The sequence below is a fragment of the Rufibacter roseus genome (assembly GCF_001647285.1).
Lineage (GTDB): Bacteria > Bacteroidota > Bacteroidia > Cytophagales > Hymenobacteraceae > Nibribacter > Nibribacter roseus.
Window position 1 is genome coordinate 68,942 of sequence record NZ_LRML01000004.1, and the last position, 23,864, is coordinate 92,805.

22 protein-coding genes and 1 tRNA gene are annotated in these 23,864 nt (G+C 45.0%); 14 read left to right on the forward strand and 9 right to left on the reverse strand.

Annotated features, from left to right (window positions below):
- The 3 genes from A8O23_RS06595 (at position 1) to A8O23_RS06605 (ending at position 2,927) form a co-directional block, all read left to right on the forward strand.
- Entirely contained in the window at positions 1-363 is a 363-nt protein-coding gene (locus A8O23_RS06595; RefSeq protein ID WP_066618500.1) for a response regulator transcription factor, read from the forward strand.
- Between the two features lie 75 nt (positions 364-438).
- On the forward strand, positions 439-1,455 hold the full coding sequence (locus A8O23_RS06600) for a HEAT repeat domain-containing protein (RefSeq protein WP_066618503.1): 1,017 nt from the start codon (positions 439-441) through the stop codon (positions 1,453-1,455).
- A 38-nt stretch (positions 1,456-1,493) separates the two neighbouring features.
- A complete protein-coding gene (locus A8O23_RS06605; RefSeq protein ID WP_066618505.1) occupies positions 1,494-2,927 on the forward strand; it encodes a glycosyltransferase family 2 protein in 1,434 nt (477 codons plus the stop codon).
- Between the two features lie 105 nt (positions 2,928-3,032).
- Here A8O23_RS06605 and A8O23_RS06610 read toward each other — a convergent pair whose 3' ends face one another.
- Positions 3,033-4,217: a YaiO family outer membrane beta-barrel protein gene (locus tag A8O23_RS06610; protein WP_161486702.1), complete on the reverse strand. Its 1,185-nt coding sequence runs from the start codon at positions 4,215-4,217 to the stop codon at positions 3,033-3,035.
- An 841-nt stretch (positions 4,218-5,058) separates the two neighbouring features.
- On the opposite strand from A8O23_RS06610, the gene A8O23_RS06615 reads away from it, so the two are divergent.
- The 3 genes from A8O23_RS06615 (at position 5,059) to A8O23_RS06625 (ending at position 7,053) form a co-directional block, all read left to right on the forward strand.
- Entirely contained in the window at positions 5,059-5,568 is a 510-nt protein-coding gene (locus A8O23_RS06615) for a GAF domain-containing protein (protein WP_066618514.1), read from the forward strand.
- Positions 5,569-6,148: 580 nt separating this feature from the next.
- On the forward strand, positions 6,149-6,535 hold the full coding sequence (locus A8O23_RS06620; RefSeq protein WP_153042101.1) for a hypothetical protein: 387 nt from the start codon (positions 6,149-6,151) through the stop codon (positions 6,533-6,535).
- Positions 6,499-7,053, forward strand: coding sequence for a hypothetical protein (locus A8O23_RS06625; protein WP_066618520.1), 555 nt, complete (start codon positions 6,499-6,501; stop codon positions 7,051-7,053). The genes A8O23_RS06620 and A8O23_RS06625 overlap by 37 nt, the downstream gene beginning before the upstream one ends.
- A 99-nt stretch (positions 7,054-7,152) precedes the next feature.
- Here the strand turns inward: A8O23_RS06625 and A8O23_RS06630 are convergent.
- The 5 genes from A8O23_RS06630 to mltG form a co-directional block, all read right to left on the reverse strand.
- Positions 7,153-7,237, reverse strand: a tRNA-Ser gene (locus tag A8O23_RS06630).
- A gap of 358 nt (positions 7,238-7,595) precedes the next feature.
- Positions 7,596-8,522: a YihY/virulence factor BrkB family protein gene (locus A8O23_RS06635; RefSeq protein WP_066618523.1), complete on the reverse strand. Its 927-nt coding sequence runs from the start codon at positions 8,520-8,522 to the stop codon at positions 7,596-7,598.
- Positions 8,519-8,932: an acyl-CoA thioesterase gene (locus A8O23_RS06640; protein WP_066618526.1), complete on the reverse strand. Its 414-nt coding sequence runs from the start codon at positions 8,930-8,932 to the stop codon at positions 8,519-8,521. Before A8O23_RS06640 ends, A8O23_RS06635 begins: the two co-directional genes overlap by 4 nt.
- Before the next feature lie 118 nt (positions 8,933-9,050).
- Positions 9,051-9,689, reverse strand: coding sequence for a DUF6624 domain-containing protein (locus A8O23_RS06645; protein ID WP_066618529.1), 639 nt, complete (start codon positions 9,687-9,689; stop codon positions 9,051-9,053).
- A gap of 72 nt (positions 9,690-9,761) precedes the next feature.
- Positions 9,762-10,850 (reverse strand): endolytic transglycosylase MltG, encoded by a 1,089-nt coding sequence (gene mltG / locus A8O23_RS06650; RefSeq protein ID WP_082882936.1) that lies wholly within the window; start codon positions 10,848-10,850, stop codon positions 9,762-9,764.
- Between the two features lie 259 nt (positions 10,851-11,109).
- Here mltG and A8O23_RS06655 point away from each other — a divergent pair, with 259 nt between their 5' ends.
- Positions 11,110-11,736, forward strand: coding sequence for an L-threonylcarbamoyladenylate synthase (locus tag A8O23_RS06655; protein ID WP_066618532.1), 627 nt, complete (start codon positions 11,110-11,112; stop codon positions 11,734-11,736).
- Between the two features lie 169 nt (positions 11,737-11,905).
- On the opposite strand, the gene A8O23_RS06660 is transcribed toward A8O23_RS06655, so the two are convergent.
- Both A8O23_RS06660 and A8O23_RS06665 read right to left on the reverse strand, forming a co-directional pair.
- Complete coding sequence (locus A8O23_RS06660) at positions 11,906-12,442, reverse strand: STM3941 family protein (RefSeq protein ID WP_066618537.1); 537 nt, start codon at positions 12,440-12,442, stop codon at positions 11,906-11,908.
- Positions 12,443-12,827: 385 nt separating this feature from the next.
- Positions 12,828-13,841 carry an LLM class flavin-dependent oxidoreductase gene (locus tag A8O23_RS06665; protein ID WP_066618538.1) on the reverse strand — a complete coding sequence of 338 codons (1,014 nt, stop codon included), beginning with the start codon at positions 13,839-13,841 and terminating at the stop codon, positions 12,828-12,830.
- An 825-nt stretch (positions 13,842-14,666) separates the two neighbouring features.
- On the opposite strand from A8O23_RS06665, the gene A8O23_RS06670 reads away from it, so the two are divergent.
- From A8O23_RS06670 to A8O23_RS06700, 7 genes are all read left to right on the forward strand, one after another.
- Complete coding sequence (locus A8O23_RS06670; protein ID WP_066618543.1) at positions 14,667-15,284, forward strand: WbqC family protein; 618 nt, start codon at positions 14,667-14,669, stop codon at positions 15,282-15,284.
- Positions 15,285-15,382: 98 nt separating this feature from the next.
- Positions 15,383-17,995 (forward strand): ATP-dependent Clp protease ATP-binding subunit, encoded by a 2,613-nt coding sequence (locus A8O23_RS06675; RefSeq protein WP_066618550.1) that lies wholly within the window; start codon positions 15,383-15,385, stop codon positions 17,993-17,995.
- A gap of 253 nt (positions 17,996-18,248) precedes the next feature.
- Positions 18,249-19,811, forward strand: coding sequence for an acyl-CoA carboxylase subunit beta (locus tag A8O23_RS06680; RefSeq protein WP_066618552.1), 1,563 nt, complete (start codon positions 18,249-18,251; stop codon positions 19,809-19,811).
- 197 nt (positions 19,812-20,008) lie between these two features.
- Positions 20,009-21,079, forward strand: a complete 1,071-nt coding sequence (locus A8O23_RS06685; RefSeq protein WP_066619479.1) for a M42 family metallopeptidase — start codon at positions 20,009-20,011, stop codon at positions 21,077-21,079.
- A 120-nt stretch (positions 21,080-21,199) separates the two neighbouring features.
- A complete protein-coding gene (locus tag A8O23_RS06690; RefSeq protein ID WP_066618554.1) occupies positions 21,200-21,748 on the forward strand; it encodes a GNAT family N-acetyltransferase in 549 nt (182 codons plus the stop codon).
- Positions 21,749-21,892: 144 nt separating this feature from the next.
- On the forward strand, positions 21,893-22,288 hold the full coding sequence (locus A8O23_RS06695; protein WP_066618557.1) for an STAS/SEC14 domain-containing protein: 396 nt from the start codon (positions 21,893-21,895) through the stop codon (positions 22,286-22,288).
- Positions 22,289-22,447: 159 nt separating this feature from the next.
- Entirely contained in the window at positions 22,448-23,233 is a 786-nt protein-coding gene (locus A8O23_RS06700) for a helical backbone metal receptor (RefSeq protein WP_066618560.1), read from the forward strand.
- Positions 23,234-23,281: 48 nt separating this feature from the next.
- On the opposite strand, the gene A8O23_RS06705 is transcribed toward A8O23_RS06700, so the two are convergent.
- Complete coding sequence (locus tag A8O23_RS06705) at positions 23,282-23,824, reverse strand: DUF4142 domain-containing protein (protein WP_066618563.1); 543 nt, start codon at positions 23,822-23,824, stop codon at positions 23,282-23,284.
- Positions 23,825-23,864: the final 40 nt, after the last annotated feature.

The window sequence follows — 23,864 nt, forward strand, 5'->3', positions numbered from 1 at the left end:
ATGAAGATTTTAATTGCTGAAGACGAGCCTATTACCTTAGCTACCATGCAGTTCAGGCTTAAAAAAGATGGGCATGAAGTACTAACGGCCAATAATGGGCAAGAAGCCTTGGCGCTATTGGCTGAACATACGCCCCAATTGGTGATTACAGATATTATGATGCCCTTCGCCTCTGGTTTAGAGGTACTTACTTATGTTAAAAAGTTACCAACTCCGGTGCCCGTAATTGTGCTGTCTGCCATGGGTCAGGAAAATGTGGTGGTTGAAGCTTTTAATCTGGGGGCAGATGATTATATTACCAAACCATTCAGCCCCAATGAATTAGCCCTAAGGGTAAGACGTTTTACTCTAAGAGCCTCTTAAAGCGGCGCACGTGTTCTCAGCTAAATTATGACTAAGCTTTAGCGTCTATCAGGTACACTTTTAAAACCCAATGCTATGGTTCTTCTACAGACAGAAACATTAGTGAGCCCGCGCTTCTTCTATATAGCTATTGCGGTTACCTCTGCCATGATATTCATGCTCGTAGTAGCAATGTTGTTGCTCTTGCTTCTAAAAAATGGAAGTACCAAAAGGCAAAAAAGATTACAGGCACAGTTTAAAGACTGGTTAGTTGGCATTGTGCTAGAGGAAACAGAAGAGCACCACCACAAATTTGAGGTCCCGCAAGAGATTAAGGATCTTTTGAAGAATAGCTTTGCCCGGCAGGTGTTGTTACAGGAGTTGAAAAATTTAAAACAAAGCCTGAGCGGTCAACCAGGTGAAAATCTGGAAAAACTGTACCGCCAATTGGGCTTTCGCACTATCTCATACAACAACCTGCACAGCAGCCATTGGCATTTGAAAGCCAGAGGCATACAGGAACTTGCTGTAATGCACCAGACTGACCTTATCTATGAGATAATTCCCCTGACTAACCACAAGCACCCTGGCGTGCGCATGGAAGCCCAGATTGCCATGGTGTTTCTAAAGCAATATGAAGGTCTTCAGTTCTTTGAGAACTTGCTCTACCCTCTTACAGAGTGGCATCAGGTAAAATTGCTGCAGTTGTTAGCCAGTTATCCAATACCTTCAGAAGAAACAATAGTTAAATGGTTGCATTCTTCTAACAACAGTGTAGTTCAATTTGCTCTAAAGTTAATTGGGGAACAACACGCTAGTTACTTCCAAGAAGAAGTGATTGCATGCCTGAGCCATAAAGATGAAGTGGTAAGACGCCAGGCCATTGCCTGCTTAGGCGAAATCCCTTCGGCACCTGCCGCTACTGCTTTAACAAAGTTGTTTAGTCATGAAACAAGCAAAGACCTACAGATGACAATTCTGGCAGAATTGTTAAAAACGGGTACTGCCGATGAAATTCCTTTCTTGCACGAATTAAAACAGACTGAGGATATTGACATAAAAATGGCGGCCGATAGAGCTATCCATTTTTTAAAAAACCAAATGGTAGCTTAACCAAGAGCTAGAAGATCAGACAAGACAGAGGCAGATAGATGGAGCACTTGTACAACGTTTTTAATTACGGCTTGTTGGGCTATGCCGTGACGATGCTCAGTTGCTATTTATTTTTAGGCACATTGGCAATTGCTGAGGCCATTACCTACCTGCGCAAAAGCAAGCTCACCGATTATAACCTTTTGGCCTCTTCTCCTTATGCGCCTACCGTAAGTATTCTGGCCCCCGCTTATAATGAAGGTGCTAATATCATAGAAAACGTTCGGTCGCTCCTGAGCATTTATTACAACCACCTGGAGCTGATTGTGATCAATGACGGTAGCAAAGATGACTCTATGGCCAAACTTATTGAGGCCTATCAACTGAAGCCTGTTCAGATCAACTACCACCAACGGCTAAAAACTAAAAAAGTAAAAGCAGTATACAAAAGCACCAATCCAGTTTATAACAAGCTGGTGGTGATTGACAAAGAAAACGGTGGAAAAGCTGACGCCCTAAATACTGGTATCAACCTGGCAAGCCACCAGTACCTGGTATGTATTGACGTAGATTGCATTCTTGAACAGGATGCGTTACTCAAGCTCCTGAAACCTTTCATGGATGATTCTGACAAGAAAGTAATTGCTACCGGCGGGGTAGTGCGTATTGCCAATTCATGCTTGTTTGAGAACGGTAAACTGGTAGAAGTAAATTTACCTAAACAGTTTCTGCCCCGGGTACAAGCCCTAGAGTATATCAGAGCCTTTCTTTTAGGAAGAATGGCCTGGAGCCGCCTAAATGGATTGCTTCTTATCTCTGGTGCCTTTGGTGCCTTTGACCGTAAAATTGCCATTGAAGCCGGCGGCTATGACCACAGTACTGTTGGAGAAGACATGGAACTGGTAGTAAGGATGCGCAGGTACATGGCTGAACGCAAGGTACCATACAGAGTAACCTTCATTCCTGACCCGCTTTGCTGGACCGAGGCTCCGGCTTCTTATAAAATACTGGGACGCCAACGAAATCGTTGGATGCGTGGCACTATAGAAACCCTGAAAATGCACCGAGTTCTTTTCTTTAACCCACGGTATGGTATACTGGGCATGCTAAGCTACCCTTACTGGTTCTTTTTTGAATTTCTGGCTCCGGTGATTGAATTCTCTGGCCTAGTCATTTTTGTTGTTTTGGCGGTAGCCGGGCTTATTAACTGGCCTTTCTTTTTAGCCCTCACTGGCTTTATTATTCTTTTTGGCTGGCTATTCTCCATATTTGCTATTCTTATGGAGGTAGCTACTTTTAACCAATACAAGAAGAAAGGGGAGCTTGGTAGTCTTATTGTCACAGCCCTCTTAGAACCCATACTGTTTCACCCCTTTGTGGTGTGGTCTTCAATAAGAGGAATAGTGGATTTCCTGCGCAAGCGGAATAGTTGGGGAGAAATGACCCGGCAAGGCTTTGGTGCCCCAGCAGCCAAGCCCCAAGTAAAAGCATAAGCAAAGCTGCTACTCCCACTATAGCTTATCTACACAAACTCGTTTTGATTTTACTTTGTTTAGACCTGTTTTAAGTAAAACAGGTCTAAAACAGGCAAAGCTAATTTAGAACCGGAGCTGATAACCTGTAGAGATATTATATTGGTTGCCCTTCATTTCAGGCTGATATTCACCTCTCTCAAATGCCAATGATAGAGAGAAAAGATGCCTTTGCGCCACCGAGAATCTGTAGCCAGCACCTATCCTATACGTTTCTAATTGATATACATTATTTAGCCGGTTTACCTGCATCCGGTCATCAGGAGATACCCCTTTGCCCAGCGTGAAAGTCAGATAATCATCGGCTCCTTTAAGATAATACCTCGAAGTAAGGGCATAAGACAAGCCAATGCCATTATTGGCCGTTGACAAAAAGGTTCTTCCATTAAACCAGAAGTTACGGTAGTATTTCCCTGCCGAGAAGGTATAGACCCAAGTACTACTATAAAAATTCAAATAACGGAAGCCTCCCTCCGCCTCCCAGGCTTTTGGCAGATTAGCATACAAGGAAAAGCCTGCGCGCAGTTTAGGAAATACAGGCAGATTTGCTGAATAGCCAAGGCTGGTGTATGCATAAAAAGTTTTGGATATTCTAGGGTAGGCCTCACCCTCTACCTGCACACCTCCCCTGCCATACCGGTTGCCATAGCTTACCCTACCAGTAAAAGTTCCTGCGGCGGCTTGCCTACTGTATTCTGTCGTTGCCAAGTGCCATGGGTTTGAGAACTGCCGGTCAAAGTACGTATACTCATACGTCACTCCTATTCTGTTGCCAAAACTGAACTCCCTCAATAAGTTAGCCAAAGCCCGCAACTCATTTTGCTCCGGATGCACCTGCAGCACACTGTCTGCAAAGGCAAACGCCTCTTTTGTTTTAGCCAACACCGCCAAACTTTTTGCTTTGCGTACAGCAAGACCCTGTGAATTTGGGTGGAATGTTAGCCCCTGTGAACTTACTGCAAGCGCCTGAGCATACTTCTTCTCATAGATGTATACATCCGCCAGAGCCTGGGCGGCATCTTCGTATTCTGGGTTGAGCGAAAAAACGTGCTGCAACACTTGTAAAGAAGAATCCGGTTGGTTATTCCAATAGTATAGCCGCCCTAAGAAAACCCTGATTTCATGATAGTCCGGACTTAGCTCTAGTGCTGTATTGCTTAACTTTATTGCGCCCGAATAATCTTTTTTAGAAAAGGCCAATTCTCTTGCCTGCTTGTAATAGACTTCTGCAGAAACAGTTTGTGCTACCAAGGGTTTGCCAGTAAATTGGCTCAACATTAGTAAAAACAAAGCGGTTACTACTCTTTTGGTAAAGTGTGGGCCAAGGATGAAACTAGAGGGCAGGGAGAATGTAAATAGAAGCATTGGTACTATAGTAGACTTCGCACAACTAAGGTACGAAATAACAGCTACTTTCCTTTCTTACAATCACGCTTAGCCTCATATTACTTAATGCGCCTCTGCTCCTTGAAAAATTCAACCCAACGGTTTGCATGCTCCGGTAGCTCCTCAAGCTTCCGAAGTACTTTTTTTGTAGCAAAATTACCCGAGCCAGCTTCTTTGTTTTTGTGGAGACAATAACGAAATATTAGATAATCTTGACTTGGTGCTTGTTGGCAACAACTTATCTTTTTGCTAGTTCACTTATCAGTGCGAGAGCAACTCAGTTTTATTAAAACCTGCAGTTCCACCCTGACTTGTACGATGGTAAAATTAGGCCATGCCTCTCGCCTTAAAATAGATACCACCGAAACTATTTCATAAATCTCATACAAGTGCGGCTTCAACAACCTATCTTTTTTCAATAGGATCTTTTAAAAAAACGGCTGTACGCCTAAAGAATTCCGGCAGAACTACTCTGGCTCCAGAGTATTCATTTAAAGACTTTTATATTCTTTTCCTCCGCTTTTCAATGGGCTTGCTACAGTTTAAGCCGCCTACCTATTCGGCACAATGGTGCTTGAGAGAACTTTATCAGCCCAGGATTAGTTATTTTGCAGCACAGACACAATGTTACATAAAATATACTCCCTTTACAGGTACATATTTTAAGGCAACACGTACTGCATAAAATAAGAGACTATAAAGAAGAATGGATAACACCTTTGGCTTACCGATAATTCCTGATAATGAAGAGCAGAGACTGGCAAAACTGCGTAGCCTAAACATAACTGAAGAGTACCAGGAAGACGGGCCATTTAAGCATATTGCCGCCATGGCGACGCGCATGTTTAATGTGCCAATTGCTTTAGTAAACCTAGTAGAAAAAGAATACGTTTGGACAAAGTCAAGCGTAGGCTTGGATCATCCGCCAACAGTTCCAAGAGGAACCAGCTTGTGCTCGCTAGCCATACTGAATGAAAATACCACTGTTTTTGAAAATGCCATGAACGAGCCTTGCCTGTTAGCGAACCCAATGGTTCACGGAGATTTTGGGCTTAGGTTCTATGCCGCTGCCCCTCTTACCACATCAGACGGAATAAATATAGGAGCTCTCTGCATCATTGACAAAGAGCCTAGGACCTTCTCCGCATCAGAGCAGAAAGTCTTGGAGAACCTTGCCTCAGTAGTGATGGATGAGATAGAGAAAGGCAGAAGCTAATAAAGAAGAAAGGTTCATGATAATACTGGCCAGACATTTTGACCCCCAAACATTGGGGTTGAAAGTAAAAACAAAAAGCCTCACCGTTTCTGGTGAGGCTTTTTGTTTTCTGCACTAATAGGGAATTTACCTCAAGAGACAGAAAATCAACTGCCCCTGCGAGATAAACCTTCAATTAAGTTGCGTAGAGGGATATATTAAACAAAGATTACAATTACCACACGCACTGTATTTTACAGCTCAAATGCCACAAGCCTGCCCTCTTTCCATGACTCTTCTGAATGCGGTAGTGGCTGGCCAAAACTATAGAAAGGCTTGAAAGTAGAGGACCTCATAACACATCGGGTGTGAAAGAAAATGTTCTTAGGGTGGCTGGAGTTTTGTAACTGGGCTAAATTCTGTTGCCGCATCTGTGTTGACTTATCTCAATCTATGGAAGCCAAGAAAATTTTGTCCAGAAGGAGTGCCGAAATACATTGAGAAACAGGCACTTCCTCTGAATTCACTTTGCTAAAGGTGCTGAAATTCCTATCTTGTGTATATGAGAATCAGGCTGCTCATTTTTCTTCTCCTAATTTTTATGACTGGTTGCTATGGCGACAAGGTGGAGGAAGAACCTACGCCAACCACGGAGCCCTTCCAGCCCCAGCTGCCCAAGCTTGAAAGACCAGATATTATTTTAAATGAGTTGGCAAAAGGCGAATTCCACAACGGAGCCATTTCCGCCGTTGTTGGAGTCATCCCTAACAGCCCACCCAGGCAGTGGATATTTGAGGCAGATGCCAATAAAGGCAGGATGAAATCGGTGACCCGCATTAATACCACCTACCGTTGCGAAGAAACCAAATTCACCTATAACTACCACCCTTCAGGGCTTATAGATGAGATTGTCTCCGTAAGAGCAGACACATGTCTTCGATCCACCGTTAAATGGTATACAAATACAATTACGAGGAAGGGCTGCTAGTGGGCATAACTGGAATATCTTACCTCAACAGCCCCACTGCCAAAGACGAAACGTATTACGTAGTCGATAATTATTTTTCCTACTACCCCAACGGAAAGGTGAAGGACATCTATTCGAACTTCAGGTCCGCCTTCCACACCTGGGAGTACGGGTTCCAGAGGATATCCTTCGTCTACGACGACAGGGGCAACATTAAAGAGGTATGGAGGCAGGAGTACCCCGATGAACAGTACTTTGAAAAGTATACGCTGGAATATGATGAGAACCTCAACCCGCTGAAAGGCTTCTACGTGGTCAGCAGCGTACAGTCTTCCCTTCCCGGCGTGGGCTATGCTGCCGCCTTGGGTCCTAGGTTCCTGTCCAAGAATTGCGTGGTATCAATAAAGACCGAGAGAGTAAACAATTCCCGCCCACCTTTCTTGGAGTATTTCGACCATAACTCCTCTGCAGGACGGGTAGTAGACTTTGGGGAGGCTGAAAGTACCGCACGGGGTTACCGCTACCTAGTCTTATATTGAAAGAGCTAGATTGGGAGCCTTTCCCCAAAGGCTTAGCACTTGAACTAAAACAAAAAGCCCTGTAAGTAAAAACTTACAGGGCTTTTCTCTATTCACTCGCAGAGAGAGAGGGATTCGAACCCCCGGACCCGCAAAGGTCAACGGTTTTCAAGACCGCCGCAATCGACCACTCTGCCATCTCTCTAAATGTGTCACAAAAGTAAGCTATGAAATTGAACCTGTCAAGAGGTAACCGCACAAATTTTATGTTTTTAAGCTATTTTTTTCAATCCTTTTCTTTCTCCACCAACTGACCGGCAAGTGGGCACATACCAAACTTATTGTATTTCTGCTCTTTATCAGCACCTAGCACAGCTATTTTTAACGCCACCTTATAATGCTGCCTGTTCACTGGAAGAACAAATATTTACTGGCACCTCGTCTTTATTTTGGCGCTGCAGGTAGGCAGGGCCGCTAAGGAGAATTCTTTAAACGGTATTCAAAACAAAATCAAGTCTGTTTTTGACCTGATTTCAGGAAAACATGCTAAAAATACAAGGCGGCTATTTTTCTTTTTGCAGGCGTTTTGTGAGTGAATCAATGCTGATGTTCACCTCAAAGCCAATAATGAGGCTCATACAGACAAAATCAAGCCACACCATTAAACCAATCAAGGCCCCGATAGAACCATAGAATTTGTTGTAAGAGTCAAACTTACCAATGTATAGGGAGAACAGCCAAGACACCAGAAAGATCAACACTGTGGCCACCACCGCACCTGCACTTACAAAAGGCCACTTATCATGCACCGCCGGCACATAATAGTAAATCAGAGAAGTAGCCAGAAAGAACAGCAGCATTACAGCTATATACTTCACCGAGACAATAAGCCCGTAGGTAAAGGACTCAGTTACTACTTCATAAAAAACCAGCGCATCTAATATGTAGGTACCGAAGAAAATAGCACCAATTGCCAGAAATAAAATAATGGCCAAAGCCACCGTAAGCGCAGTGGCAATTAACCGTTTGCGCAGGTAGCTGCGCCGACGGAAAGTCTCGTACTTTTTATCGAAGGCATCTAGCAAGCTCATAATGCCATTGGTGGACAACACCATCGCGAACAAAAAACCGAACGAGAGGAGGCCGCCCCTGGGTTTACTGATAATGTCTTCAATGGTATCAGCGGCGGCGTAGTACATTTCCGGAGGCATTATATCATAGAGCAGCGTCAGAATATCGCGGTCCAGGTGCCCCACCGGTATATAGGGTATGAGGGTAAACAAAAAGATGATGGTGGGAAAAATGGCCAGCGTAAAGTTGAACGCCATGTACGCCGACCTTTTGGTGAGTGAGTCACGCTGCAATTCCTCCAGCATTACGGAGAGCACGTGGTAAACAGACACCCGACCTTCTACAAAGCGCATGCGCTTTAAGAACACAATCAGTTTGCGATATTGTCGGTGTTGGTACAGGCGCTCAGTTAAACTCATCCGGTAAAGTGTGGGTCCAGTTTCAGGTGAATGTCTTGCGGTATGGGGGTAGGCCTTCCGGTTTTCATATCAACGAACACCATCATGGTCTCCCCAATATTTAAAAGTTCTTTGGCCTCGTTATAGACTTCGTACTCAAATAATATACGGGCTCCTTTTGGTCTCTCCTTCAGAAACAACTTAACCGTAAGCAAATCGTCATAGCGGGCTGGCCTGATGTACTTGCTGCGCATCTCCAGCACCGGCATCATGACACCGGCTTTTTCCATCTCCCTATAACTGATGCCCAACTGACGAAAGGTCTCGGTGCGGGCTACTTCATAGTAGGCGCCGTAGTTGCCGTAATAAACATAGCCCATCTGGTCAGTTTCGGCATAGCGCACGCGTATAGTTACTTCAGATTCAAACACAAATCAACTCTTAATGCTCCTAGCCTTCATGTTCTCAAAAGGCTAACCTAAATACTTCATAACAAGCCTCTGCTCTACAGCCTAGACCCTGTCACCACTTTACTGCGCCAAATATACTTTAATTAAATTTTACCGGTTGGGCCGGAAGCTTTTCATCAGGGTTATACTTGGCATTCATCCGTTTGGCATTCTCCTCTACCGTATCTTTGAAACCAGCCTCTTTACGACGCTTATTAATGTTTACGGGGTCTTTTATTGGCCAAACAGCCATAGTTCCGTCCTCTGTCAACATACTCGTGGCCTGCGTTCCATATTTCTGTTTCTTACCGGTGTACATGAGCAGGCGGTCTTCCATCATGGCGGCGTATGTTTTATTTGCTTCGCCTAACTTCACCTGTTTCTGCATTTGGGGCAGGTATTGCTTTATAACTTTAGCGGGTGCATGCTGCACCACAAAAAACAACCCGTTGGCCGCCTTCTCCCCTATTTTGCTCTGCGGAAGCCAACCGTACCGTTGTAAAATAGCCAACACCTTTACCTGATTTACCGAGTCTACCCGCTGCATCTCCCGGAAGAAATCATTCATGTCTTCCGGCTTCACCGCACCCATTTTCATTCTGATGCCTTGGTCTACCTCATAAATACCCTCCAGTACGGTGCGCAATGAATCATACGGAATTGGTTTCTGCTGAGCATGACCTTCATAACCAGTCACAAGAAAAATAATCAGAAAGCAAAATTTGAGCAGATGGTTCATGAGCTAAAAAGGTTGGGTGCAAGATCTGTTTTGGAGCCGTTTTTGTGAAAACAGCTCCAAAACAGGCACTATTTATTTCATGATTTTGCGGGCGTTCAAAGCAGCATGAAACTGACGGGCATTGGCACGGTGCTCTGCCTCATTTGTAGCGAAGGCATGGTAGCCGGAGAAGTCTGCTTTGGCGCAAAAGTAGATGTAATCATGCTCTTCTGGATCAAGCACAGCCTTCAAAGAAGTAATAGAAGGTAAGTTAATGGGTCCAGGGGGCAGACCTTTGTACTTGTAGGTATTGTATGGCGAATCAGTTTTCAGGTGCACATTCAGCACTCTCCGGATACCGAAATCGCCGGTGGCGTACACTACGGTTGGGTCAGCCTGCAGCAGCATTCCTTTTTGCAGTCGGTTCAGGTAAACTCCGGCTATACGCGGACGCTCATCAGGGTGCATACCTTGTTCAGCCTGTACAATAGAGGCCAGAATCGACACCTCCTTAGGAGATAATCCGAGGTCCTGGGCTTTGGCAAGACGCTCTTCGGTCCAGAAAGCATCATATTCTTTTTTCATCCGCTCCATCATTTCGGTAGCCGAAGTGGTCCAATACATTTCATAGGTATTAGGGATGAACATGGTCAAAATGGTAGTGGTGTCGAAACCCAGCTTTTGGGTATATTCAGGGCTGTTCAACAATGAATCTATTTCAGCCGGGCTGGCATCAATAAACGTACTTAGCTTGTTAGCCAGATCTTTTTTCAGGCGCACATTGCTATAAGTAAGCTTAACCGCATCTTGATCACCGCTGCGCAGTTTGCGGATTAAGTGATAATTGGTGGCTCCGTCTTCCAACTCATAACGTCCAGGCTTTACCAGATCAGGGTACTTCATAAGCTTAGCCATTAGCCTAAAAGAAAGCTTGTCTATGATTACTCCTTTGTTTTCTACAGAGTCCATGGCTTGCTCATAAGAGGCTCCTCTTGGTATGAGCACGTACACCGGATCACCTTTCACCTCCACGTTCGGGGTGTACACAATCTGGTATGCGTAATAAGAGAAGCACACAAATAAAAACATAGCCACCACCAAGACGTACGTCCACTTGCTGGTCTTGCGGGGCTGGCGCGCTCTGCGAACAGAGGGCTTTCCGGTAACATTCAATTCTGACATAGCAGACAAAGATATAAATTTAATGAGTGAATGAGTGAATGAGTGATTGAACGAATATTTAAATCTCAAGAGCTTGTTTCTGGATTCAACAGTTGGCAAAACGCTCAACATTCTTTCAGGCTTAAAATGTTAGTTTAGGATTTTGTTTTAGGTCTGCTTTTGGAAATTCAGCCTGAAAACGCAATTTTTGAAATATCCGTATGCAAGTGGGAGGCATTTAAAACCTATTCTTTCATTCTCACATTCACTCATTGACTCCATGCAGGCAACTCTACTTAGAATTCACCCAGACAACCCTCAACCTAAAGCCATTGCCCAGGCAGTAGACGTACTAAGGAAAGGCGGATTAGTGATCTACCCAACTGACACTATTTATGGCTTGGGCTGTGACTTGCATAACCTGCGGGCAGTAGAGCGGCTTTGTCAGATAAGGGGAATAAATCCGGCAAAAGCCAATCTTTCCTTTATTTGCCATGATTTAACGCACATCTCAGATTACGCCAAAATCTCTACCCAGACCTATAAAGTAATGAAGAAGGCTTTGCCCGGCCCCTTTACGTTTGTGCTGGAGGCCAGCGGCAAAGTGCCAAAGCTGGGCGGCTCCCGAAGAAAGACGGTAGGTATCCGTATTCCGGATAATAACATTGCCCTGAAGCTGGTGGAAGAACTGGGTAACCCTATCATTTCCACCTCTATTCACGACGAAGACGAGGTGATAGAGTATACTACTGACCCCGAGTTGATTTATGAAAAGTACCGTAATCTGGTAGACTTAGTTATTGACGGCGGGTACGGCAACAACGTAGCTTCTACCGTTGTCAACTGTGAGCACGATGAATATGAAGTGCTCCGTCAAGGCGCGGGTGAAATTGATGAGTATTTGTAGGAAGTTCTAAGTCGAGAGTCCTGAGGTTTGAGTCGGAGGAAATGTTGAATAGGAGAAGCTTAGGCTCTTCTAAGTTTAACCTACTTCGTTAGCTGGTGCAGAACCACATATAATCGCCCCTGTTTTAGGCTTGTTTTTTCAGAAACAAGCCTAAAACAGGGGCGATTATTTACTGCGCCTCCACTGCTCCGTAGGCAGCGTAATACTGCTGCACAAGTTTTACCATTTCTTCGAAGTCGCACTGCAGGGCTTGGTTTGAAAGCGCCAAAGGAGTTCCGTACGATTTTTGGTTCAGGCGCATGATCTTTTGTTTGAAGAAGTTTTCTTTCCTGATGACTTCTTCTGGGTTTTTCACGAATACCAACAGGTAAGGAGTATTTACAATTACTCTTTCTTCAAGACCTGTTACCTGCTGCCACCGAATTAGTTTACCAGCAATGGCACTTGAATTGTCCCTAATTCCGTGCTGGTCAAGTACCAGACCTGGTCTGTTGTCGAACAACTTGAAAAGACCGTAGCCACCGCACAACAGCCCGAAGAAGGCAAAGCCGGCCATGGCAACTCCCCTGAACAAGGTAGTGTAAGCATAATCTTCTGCCCTGTCCCAGATAAACCAGCAAGCCAATACAAAGGCAATGCACAAAAGCAGCATTTTTACGCTCTTTTTCTTGCTCAAAGGAATATCTAAGGGAGGAAGCGAAGCCATATAAACCAATGTTAAGAACTTTGACTACACAAAAAACTTTTTTCAGTAGCCATATATTTCAGCAATCTACGCGAATTCGCCACAACAGGTCAACTTCTGGAAACTATTGAAGAAAGAAAGAACTTTTCTCTTAACTCAGTACATTGAGGAAATCTGCACATCCTTACCATTTAAGCATCTAACACTAACACGGCTAGAAATAATCTGCCATAATACTTACCCAACTTCAAACTTATGCCACTTATTAATTTGCCAATAAAGCCAATTGACTGCGCCTAACAATTGGTAAAGATGTAACAAAAAAGCAGGCCGAAGAGATGAAAACATCCTCGGCCTGCTTTTCTAACATAGTTAGAAGGTAACTACCACCCTTTAAACACTTGCTTTAATCTGCTTTTTTGAAGAAATCAGAAACTATTTCATAAGATCGTAAGCGGGCGGCATGATCATACACATTGCAGCCAATCATGATCTCATCTACTCCGGTTTCGTCCTGAAAAGCCTGCAGTTCTTCTTTCACTTCTCTGGGTCCACCTATAAAAGAGTAGCGCAACATCTGCTGTACTGCGTAGCGTTCGTTTGCATCCCAAAGGCCTTCCATGCTTTTTACCGGTGGCTGCATTGGCCTCGCGGTGCCACGTATCACGTTCAGGAAAGACTGGTAAAGCGTAGTAGAAAGATGAATAGCCTCTTCATCAGTATCAGCGGCGATAACGTTCACACAAGCCATGGCGTACGGTTCCTTCAATTCCCCAATAGGTTGGAAACTCTCGCGGTACACTTTCAAGGCAGCATGTAATTGTGCTGGCGCAAAATGGCTGGCAAAAGCATAAGGCAATCCCAAAATTCCGGCCAGCTGTGCTCCGAATGTACTGGAGCCTAGAATCCAGATAGGCACGTTTGTCCCTTCACCCGGTACCGCCCGCACCTTTGCCGATGGGTCGGCTGGCCCAAGGTAATTCTTCAGCTCCACCACATTTTGCGGGAACTCATCTACTGAGCCTCTTAAATCTCTTCGTAACGCCATGGCTGTGCCCTGGTCTGTACCCGGAGCGCGGCCCAAGCCTAAATCAATTCTATTAGGGTACAAAGAGGCTAGGGTGCCAAACTGCTCTGCCACCACCAGCGGCGCGTGGTTCGGTAGCATAATTCCACCGGAGCCAACTCTTATTTTAGAAGTAGCCCCAGCAACATGACCAATTAAAACCACTGTGGCCGAAGAGGCAATGCCAGCCATGTTGTGGTGCTCCGCCATCCAGTAGCGGGTATAGCCCCAACGTTCCACGTGCTGCGCCAGGTCTGCGGTGCTTTTAAATGAATCTAAAGCGGTTTTATCCTGCAGAATGGGTACTAAGTCTAAAACTGAAACGGGTATATCTGCTAATTTTCTATTGCTCATGGTATAATTTCTTTTCGTACTACTTCTTTTACGAAAGCCCCTTTAAAAGTCGAAAGTACGCCCAGAAAGTTCTCTTTTTCTGACACAGTCGCGTTACCTCCGGGAAACCTAGTAGCGTTTTCGGGCTAATTTTGGAAAAACAAGTTTAAAACACGGGAAGGTGAGTCCTGAGTCATGAGTCGCGAGTTATGAGTCATTAAAAAAATATAGAATAGAAACCATACCCTCCTTAGCCTATCCTGCGGGAGCGGGCAACGCAGTGCCAAGGGCACGTAGGCGCTTAGCGGGAGCACGAGACGCAGGTTCTAGTTAGTAGTAGCCACAGAAGCTATGGAACTTCGCACATTGGCCAGGTGGTAAATTTACTGAAGCCCCTCCTGTTTGAGCGGCAGCGAGTCAGGGGCTTCTTGATTCTTTTGGTTACTTTTCTCATCAAGGAGAAAAGTGACAAACCTAAGCAGGGAGAGATGCAGATTGAGATGAGGCAGAAGCGGCTGTGGGAGCAATAGTAATTTAGGCTGTTGGTGAGAACAAGCAACAACGGCGGAGGGTAAAGCAGGGGCAAGAGAAAAAGGCTTCGTTAGATCCTTCGGTAGCTACGCTAGCCCTTTTCGGCTCTCGCCTCAAGAATGCTCAGGATGACCGCAAAAGAGAAGGACCAGGAATGCGTGTATCTACTGGTGTAAACATCCCCCTTCGCCCCTGTCAATGGGGAATATTGGGAATGCGTGTTTCTGGAATAATGAAATGGCTATATGTGAGAATTGACAAACCATGCCACACTTCAGATAAATCCCTATACTTGCAAAGAATCAATTCTACCGCATGCACTTACTCACCGAAATCCATTACCTCCCCAGCATCTTTTATTTTCAGAAAGCTTTTGAAGCAGATGAACTTATTTTTGAAGCCCACGAGCATTACCAGAAACAGAGCTACCGCAACCGCTGTCACATCTTAACAGCCCAAGGGGTATTACCGCTTACCGTGCCGGTGTTGAAAGGAAACAGTAAGACTATCATCACGGAATTAGAGATTGATTACACACAGCGGTGGACGGACATTCACTGGCGTACCATCAGGAGCGCCTACGGCAACGCTCCTTTCTTTGAGTACTATGAAGACTATATTTTGGATGTGTACGCGCAAAAACCTAAATACCTTTTCAGGCTGAATATGGAATTGTTCAAACTTTTCGTTAAATTCCTGAAGCTAAACAAACCCATTAGCCTTACCCAAACGTATGTGAACACGTACGAGGCACCGGTGTTGGATTGGCGCGGGGTTCTTCACCCCAAAAAGGAGCCTGACAATTTGCGCCTTATGCCATACCGGCAGGTGTTTGGCAAACAATTTGCATCAAATCTGAGTATACTGGACTTGTTGTTTAACTTAGGCCCAGAGGCATCTATTTACCTTCAGAACCCCGCGGCTTTCTGTTGAACATTTGCCCTACTCAGCTTGTTTACAATATAGCGCGAAAGCCTTGGCTACAACCAGTTACAGCAGACGCACAACAATATTTTACTAGACTAGACTACATGGAAGCCAAATTCTCAAATAGAGTGAAAGAGGTGATCTCTCTCAGTCGCGAGGAAGCCATTCGCCTGGGCCATGATTACATTGGTACCGAGCATTTGCTTCTGGGAATGATACGCGAAGGAGAAGGCACCGCCATATCTTTACTTAAAAAACTGGGGGTACCTATGGAGGAGCTTAAGTACGCGCTTGAGCAAGCCACCAAAAACACCGCCAGCCCTAATACCAATATTACCGGCAGCATACCGCTGACCAAACAGACGGAGAAGGTCCTGAAAATAACTTACTTGGAGGCAAAGATCTTCAAGTCAGACATCATAGGTACAGAACACCTGTTGCTGTCTATTTTGCGGGATGAGGATAATATTTCATCGCAAACCTTAGCCAAATTCAACGTGAACTATGAAGCCATCCGGGATTCGTTAGACTATCATGCTAACAACCCACTCGCCTCTTCAGATACCGACGACAACGACGACAACGACAAACTCTTTGGCTCTTCCTCTAAGGGAGGCGCTGGCGCAACCGCCAAGAAGGGTGCCGAAAAATCCCGCACCCCGGTGCTGGACAACTTCGGTCGTGATCTCACCAAGCTGGCTGAGGAAGGCAAACTTGACCCAATTGTAGGTCGTGAGAAAGAGATTGAGCGCGTGGCCCAGGTACTGAGCCGCCGTAAGAAAAATAACCCAATCTTGATTGGTGAACCAGGGGTAGGTAAAACGGCTATTGCCGAAGGTCTGGCCCTGCGTATTATTCAGAAAAAAGTGTCTCGCGTGTTGTTCGGCAAGCGCGTGGTTACATTAGACCTTGCCTCATTGGTGGCAGGTACTAAATACCGCGGTCAGTTTGAGGAGCGCATGAAAGCCGTGATGAACGAGCTGGAGAAATCTCCGGACGTAATCTTGTTCATTGATGAGCTACACACCATTGTAGGTGCTGGTGGAGCATCTGGTTCGCTGGATGCCTCGAACATGTTCAAACCTGCTCTGGCTCGTGGCGAAATTCAATGCATCGGCGCTACTACGCTAGACGAGTACCGTCAGTACATTGAGAAAGATGGTGCTTTGGCTCGTCGTTTCCAGATTGTGATGGTAGACCCTACCACGCCAGAGGAAACTATTGAGATCCTGCACAACATCAAAGATAAGTACCAAGATCACCACCACGTAACGTATTCAGACAAAGCCATTGAGGCCTGTGTTAAGTTGAGTGACCGCTACATGAGCGATCGTTTCTTACCAGACAAAGCTATTGACATTCTGGATGAGGCCGGTGCACGCGTTCACATCAACAACATAGTGGTGCCAGATGACATCTTGAAGCTTGAAGAGCAGATTGAGAACATCAAGGACGAGAAAAACCGTGTGGTGAAAAGCCAGAAATACGAAGAGGCTGCTCAACTGCGCGACAAAGAGAAAAAACTTCTTGACCAACTTGACTCTGCTAAAAAGAGCTGGGAAGAGGAAACCAAGAAGAAGCGTTACGCCGTGAAAGAAGAAAACGTGGCCGAGGTAATCGCCATGATGACGGGTATTCCGGTAAAACGTATCGCGCAGAAAGAAAGCTTGAAGCTTCTGAACATGGGCGAAGAGCTGAAAGGCAAAGTAATCGGTCAGGACAAAGCGATTCAGCAGTTGGTGAAAGCCATCCAGCGGACGCGTGTTGGCCTGAAAGACCCAAAACGCCCAATAGGCTCATTCGTGTTCTTAGGTCCAACTGGGGTAGGTAAAACTGAGCTTGCTAAAGTTCTGGCTACTTATCTGTTCGATAAAGAAGATTCTTTGGTGCGCATTGACATGAGTGAGTACATGGAAAAATTCAGCGTATCTCGCTTGGTAGGAGCGCCTCCGGGCTACGTTGGGTACGAAGAAGGTGGTCAGCTGACCGAGAAAATCCGCCGCAAGCCGTATTCTGTGGTGTTGTTGGACGAGATTGAGAAAGCGCACCCAGACGTGTACAACCTGTTGTTGCAAGTGCTGGATGACGGTGTGTTAACCGATGGTTTAGGCCGTAAAGTTGACTTCAGAAACACCATCATCATCATGACCTCCAATATTGGAGCGCGTGATTTGCAGGACTTCGGAGCTGGGGTTGGTTTCGCTACCAAAACCCGCCAGGAGAACATGGACGACATCATGAAAGGCACCATAGCGGCTGCTTTGAAGAAAACGTTCTCTCCTGAGTTCCTGAATCGTCTGGATGATGTGATTGTGTTCAACTCATTGGCCAAAGAAGATATCCATAAAATCATTGATATCTCATTGAGCAAGTTGTTGACCCGTGTGAAAACGTTGGGCTATACCATAGAAATCACTGATGCGGCCAAAGATTTCGTGGCCGAGAAAGGATATGACTCTAAATATGGTGCCCGTCCGTTGAACCGAGCCATCACCAAATACATGGAAGATCCAATTGCAGAGGAAATCTTGAAAGCTGAACTAGCTCAGGGAGACACCATTGTGATTGACCATGAAGAAGGAAAAGAGGAGCTGAAGTTCACAAACCGTAAAGGCAAAGATGTAGCTCCAGACACTTCTGATGACATACCAGACGTTACTGATTCTTCGTCTGAAGAAGAGGAAACAACTAAGTCAAGCGATAAGAAGAAAGACTAATTTCTAATAGATATTAGAAAGGCTGGCAGACAATCTGTCAGCCTTTCTTGTTTTAAAGCTATTTTCTGGAAAAAAGGCTAAAAACTGACCTCCCAATATTAAACAATTCTGATTTACTTAACGGGAACCTCAACGTAGCCACAGCGTATTTATTACATTTTCTTTTTCTTTCACATAAGAAAGCAGAACAAAAATTTTACACTGGCCTAATCTTTTCTAAATTTGAATCCTTGTACCAACATTAAAAGCCTCAATGTCTGACCAGAATATACCAAACAGCAAATTTGAGATATTAGACCGCAAGAATGCCGAAGCCCTTTTAGGTGGCGGACAGGCCCGCATTGATGCCCAACACAAAAAAGGTAAGTTAACCGCCCGCGAACGCATAGACCTTCTTTTAGATGAAGGTTCCTTTGAGGAAATCGGCAAGTTTGTCATGCACCGGTCCAAAGATTTTGGGCTAGATAAAGAATACTACTTAGGCGATGGAGTGGTTACCGGCTACGGTACAGTGAATGGCCGTTTAATCTATGTGTTCTCCCAAGACTTTACCGTATTTGGTGGCTCCCTTTCTGAGACCCACGCTGAGAAGATTGTAAAGATCATGGACCTTGCCATGAAAAATGGCGCACCGGTTATTGGGCTAAACGATTCAGGCGGTGCCCGTATTCAAGAAGGTGTGGTTTCTTTAGGTGGCTACGCCGATATCTTCTACAAAAACACCTTGGCCTCAGGCGTTGTACCGCAGCTTTCGGGTATTATGGGACCTTGCGCAGGTGGCGCAGTCTACTCCCCTGCCATCACAGATTTTATTTTGATGGTGGAAGACACCTCCTACATGTTTGTGACCGGCCCTAACGTGGTAAAAACAGTAACACATGAAACTGTAACGTCTGAAGAACTAGGCGGTGCCAGCACCCACAGCACTAAAAGCGGCGTAACGCATTTTTCTTGCGCCAATGAGGTGGTCTGCATTCAAACCATCAAGCAGCTGTTAAGCTACATGCCCCAAAACTGCGAAGAACTTCCCCCTTCCCTGCCTTACGAAGCAAAGGAAGATGAGACGCGTGAGGTTCTGAACACCATAGTACCAGACAACCCGAACCAACCATATGATATCAGAGAAGTGATTGAGGGAATCATAGACACTGATACTTTTTTGGAAGTTCACAAGAACTTTGGGGAAAACATAGTGGTAGGCTTTGCTCGTTTAGCGGGCCGCAGCATTGGCATTGTGGGTAACCAACCGGCCGTTTTGGCTGGTGTGTTAGATATTAACGCCAGCACCAAGGCCGCCCGCTTCGTGCGTTTCTGTGACAGCTTCAATATTCCACTACTGGTATTGGAAGACGTTCCGGGCTTCCTGCCCGGAACCGACCAAGAGTGGCGCGGCATCATTACCAACGGTGCTAAATTACTTTATGCTTTCTGTGAAGCCACGGTGCCAAGGGTAACGGTAATTACCCGCAAAGCGTATGGTGGTGCTTATGACGTGATGAACTCAAAACATATTGGGGCAGATTTAAATTATGCTTGGCCAACCGCCGAGATTGCCGTGATGGGAGCCAAAGGAGCTGCTGAGATCATCTTTAAACGGGAGATTGCGGCCTCAGAAGACCCAGAAGCTAAGCTAGCCGAAAAAGTTGCCGAGTATCAGGAGAAATTCGCCACGCCATACAGAGCCGCCCACCGCGGATTCGTAGACGAGGTGATTTATCCGTCTGAAACCCGCACCAAACTGATCAAAGCTTTTAAAATGCTTGAAAATAAAGTTGACCAACTACCCAAGAAAAAACACGGCAACATACCGCTGTAGAAAAGATTAAGATGTTACACGTTGACGTAATGTTAGAAAGAGGGAATCAAACATTACGTCTAACGCCAAGCATCCCTATCTAACATTGAATTACATATTGCCTTTGGGTTGGTCTAGACAGAGCAAACCAACCGTAAAGACTACACTAACGAACAACTACAAACGGAGAACGCTCTGCTCCACCAATGAAGAAAGCTATGAGAGAAGAAAGCTTCAAATTTTTAGAAACTTACCTCAACAATGCCGCACCTACCGGCTTTGAGTCATCGGGTCAGAAGCTGTGGCTAGACTATGTAAAGCCATACATAGATGAGTACTTTGTAGATACTTATGGCTCTGTGGTAGGAGTCATTAATCCCGAAGCAGAATACAAAGTAGTCATTGAGGCACACGCCGATGAAATTGCCTGGTTTGTAAACTACATCACCCCAGAAGGCTACATTTACGTACGCCGTAACGGTGGTTCAGACGCATTAATTGCCCCATCTAAACGGGTAAACATACACACCAGCAAAGGCATGGTGAAGGCTGTTTTCGGGTGGCCTGCCATTCACGTTCGCAAAGTAGAGCAAGACAAAGCCCCTACCATGGAAACAATCTTCTTAGACTGCGGCGCCGGCAGCCGTCAGGAAGTGGAAGATATGGGCATACACGTAGGCTGCGTAGTTACTTTTGATGATGAGTTATTCGTAATGAACGACAAATTCTACGTAGGCCGTGCGCTAGACAACCGCATTGGTGGATTTATGATTGCCGAAGTGGCCCGCCTGTTGAAAGAAAACGGTAAAAAACTGCCGTTCGGATTATATATAGTGAATGCGGTACAGGAAGAAATAGGGCTTCGTGGCGCAGAGATGATTGCCCACCGGATCAAGCCTAACTTGGCCATCATTACAGACGTGACGCATGACACCCAGTCGCCTATGTACGAGAAGAAAACCAACGGTGATTTGCATTGCGGAAAAGGTCCAGTGCTCACGTATGGTCCTGCCGTGCAGAACAATGTGCTGAACATGCTAATTGACGTGGCGCAGAAAAATAATATTCCGTTCCAACGCGCCGCCGCCACCCGCGCCACCGGCACCGATACCGATGCTTTTGCTTATTCAAACGAAGGGGTAGCTTCAGCGTTAATTTCTTTGCCACTAAAATACATGCACACCACAGTAGAAACTGTACATAAAGATGATATTGAGAATATCATTCAGCTTTACTACCAGTTCTTACTCCAACTGGAGAGCGGCCATGATTTTCGCTACTTGAAATAACCCCTTTTTGACCTGTTTTTCATAAAACAGGCTAAAAATAGAAAATACGAAGACCTGCCGGATTAAAAACCCAGCAGGTCTTCGTATTTTTAAACACAGCTGTATAAGTGCTTCTGCCTAATGGAACTTTTGACGCCACGCCTGCTCCTCCGCGAGTTCAAAGAAGATGACTGGCATTTTACCAACTTATATGAGGCCGACCTTAAAGTAATGCGTTTCCAGACGCAAGAGGTTAGAGATTTTAAAGGCAGCCAAGAGTATATTCAGCAGTGTATAGCTGAAGCGAAGGAAGAGCCAAGAACCCTCTTTGACCTTGCCATTGTACTGCGGAGTACCGACATGTTAATTGGCAAAGTAGGCATGAAGGTAGATTATGATGCTGAAGAAGCCGCACTCTGGTACATTTTAAACAGAACCTACTGGAACAAAGGGTATGGTACTGAAGCCGCCCAAGAGCTGCTCAAATTTGGCTTTGAAGAACTGCACTTGCACCGTGTCTGGGCCGACTGTGACCCTCGTAACATTGGATCTTACCGCATCATGGAGAAACTGGGCATGCGCCGCGAGGCTCATTTTCGTGAAAATATTTTTATCAAGGGCGAATGGTGCGACTCTTTGGTTTACGCCATTCTAGACCATGAATGGCAACATAAAATCATACCTTCCTGAATGCGTGCACCATAGGTATTGATGCTTAGGTAGTGAAACTGAAACTTTTTAATTGTATTTTAGCTTTCATACCCTAAGCATTGTTATGCTGGCTTAAAAAACCAGAAAACAATTCACCTATAGAATGGTTAAATCTATAATCCTATGATTCTAGAGAACACACTTATCAAATTGGATTATAATCCGGCCAAAGACCTGCTCTTCGTGGAGTGGCCTGACCAGAACACCTATTCACTTTATGAGTTCAACCATTTGCTGGAGAAGGTACTGAATACAGTAAAGTACTATGACATCAGTTACTTACTTATAGACGCCCGCCAAACCGTTGACGCCATTACGGAAATAGAGTATATGGATGCGGCCATAAAATTTCTGGAAGATTTGTCTCATACCCGAGTGAAAAAAGTAGCTCGTCTGGTAACTGATAATATTAACAGAGAAAGACAAATCAAAGAAATAAGCAACAAAACTAACTTGTCGCTTGAGTTTCAGACTTTCGCCAGCTTAGAAGTTGCCCAAAGCTGGTTGGTTTCAAAATAGTTAACTACCTGCTGGCCTACTTCTGATAACTGCTGTTTGAATCAGTAGCGCATGTGTTTGAATCAGTAGCACATGTAGTAAACCAATCACTGTTTTTGCTCTGAATTTTAAAATTCAGGCCTAAATCACATTTCTCTAGAGTTGCTTTACACCGACCACATGAACCGCCAGATCACCTTAGATCAGCCGCCACAGCGGATTGTATCTTTGGTGCCCTCCCAAACGGAACTGCTGTTTCATTTAGGTCTTGGGGAAAAGGTGGTGGGAGTAACCAAATTCTGTATTCATCCTAAAGAACAAACAAAGAACAAAACAAAGGTTGGAGGCACAAAGAACTTCAAATTTGATGTAATTAAGGAACTGAAGCCAGACCTTATCATCGGGAACAAAGAGGAAAATTATCAGGAAGGAATTGAGGAACTGGCGCGCCACTACCCAGTGTGGATGAGTGATATCTATACTTTGGATGACGCTTTACACATGATGAAGTCTGTAGGAGAAATTACGGGCACGCAAGAAGAAGCGACAGCACTAACTCACTCACTTCAACTACAATTCAGCAATTTAAAGCCTGCTTCACCCCCAATCAGTTCCGCTTACTTTGTTTGGCGTAACCCGTACATGGCTGTAGGTAATCATAATTTTATCGATCATCTGTTAGGGCTGTGTGGCTTCTCAAATGAGTTTAGCCATTTATCTCGTTACCCCAGTATTTCAGCAGAACTGCTGCGTGAAACGGACCCAAAGCTAATTTTACTTTCTTCAGAGCCCTATCCGTTTTCAGAAAAACACATACATGAATTTGCTGCCATTTGCCCTGATGCGGTAGTGAAAATAGTAGATGGAGAGTTGTTCAGTTGGTATGGCAGCAGGCTTTTGCATTCAGTGCCGTACCTCAACAACATAGTGAATGAAGTGCAGGCTCACTTAGGTTCTACAAAATAATAGCTCATCTGCTGCGTGCAAATGAGCTATTATTTCTAGAAAGGTAACTTAATTTTTAGCAATCAATTGGGTCTGTACCTTCTGTATTTCTGCTAAATGTTCTTGTAATACAGGCAGAATCTGGTCAATAAATCCCTGAATCTCCGGATCGGTTATCTTCTTGTCTGCTTCTTCATACATAGATATCACTTCTTGGTGAGCAGTGATTTGAACTGCAGCAAAGTTTTGGTCAAACTCTGTACCTTCTTTTTCTTCCAGTCGGTTAATTATACTCTTTTTATCAGCCGGCATTTGATCAGGCAGCTGTACGCTTTTGCGGCGGGCAATAGATTGCAGCGCCTCACTGGTACGGGTATGCACATGCACCAACTGTTGTCCAAAACCTCCCACCTCACCATTCTTGCTTTGGTCTTCGGCCATCATGCCGGCGGTAATTTCAAAGAGGTCGTGCGCCAGGGCTTTCTTCAGGAACTCCTGTGTTTCGGCAACTTCTGAACCAGTGTTTTCCTCATCGCTCTCACTACATGCGTTAAGGGAGGCACAGCTCACCAAAAAGATCCAGACAAGTACCCATATATTATTCTTTTTCATAGTCTTATTCTGTCGCTAATGATATTTCTCTTTCAGGAAG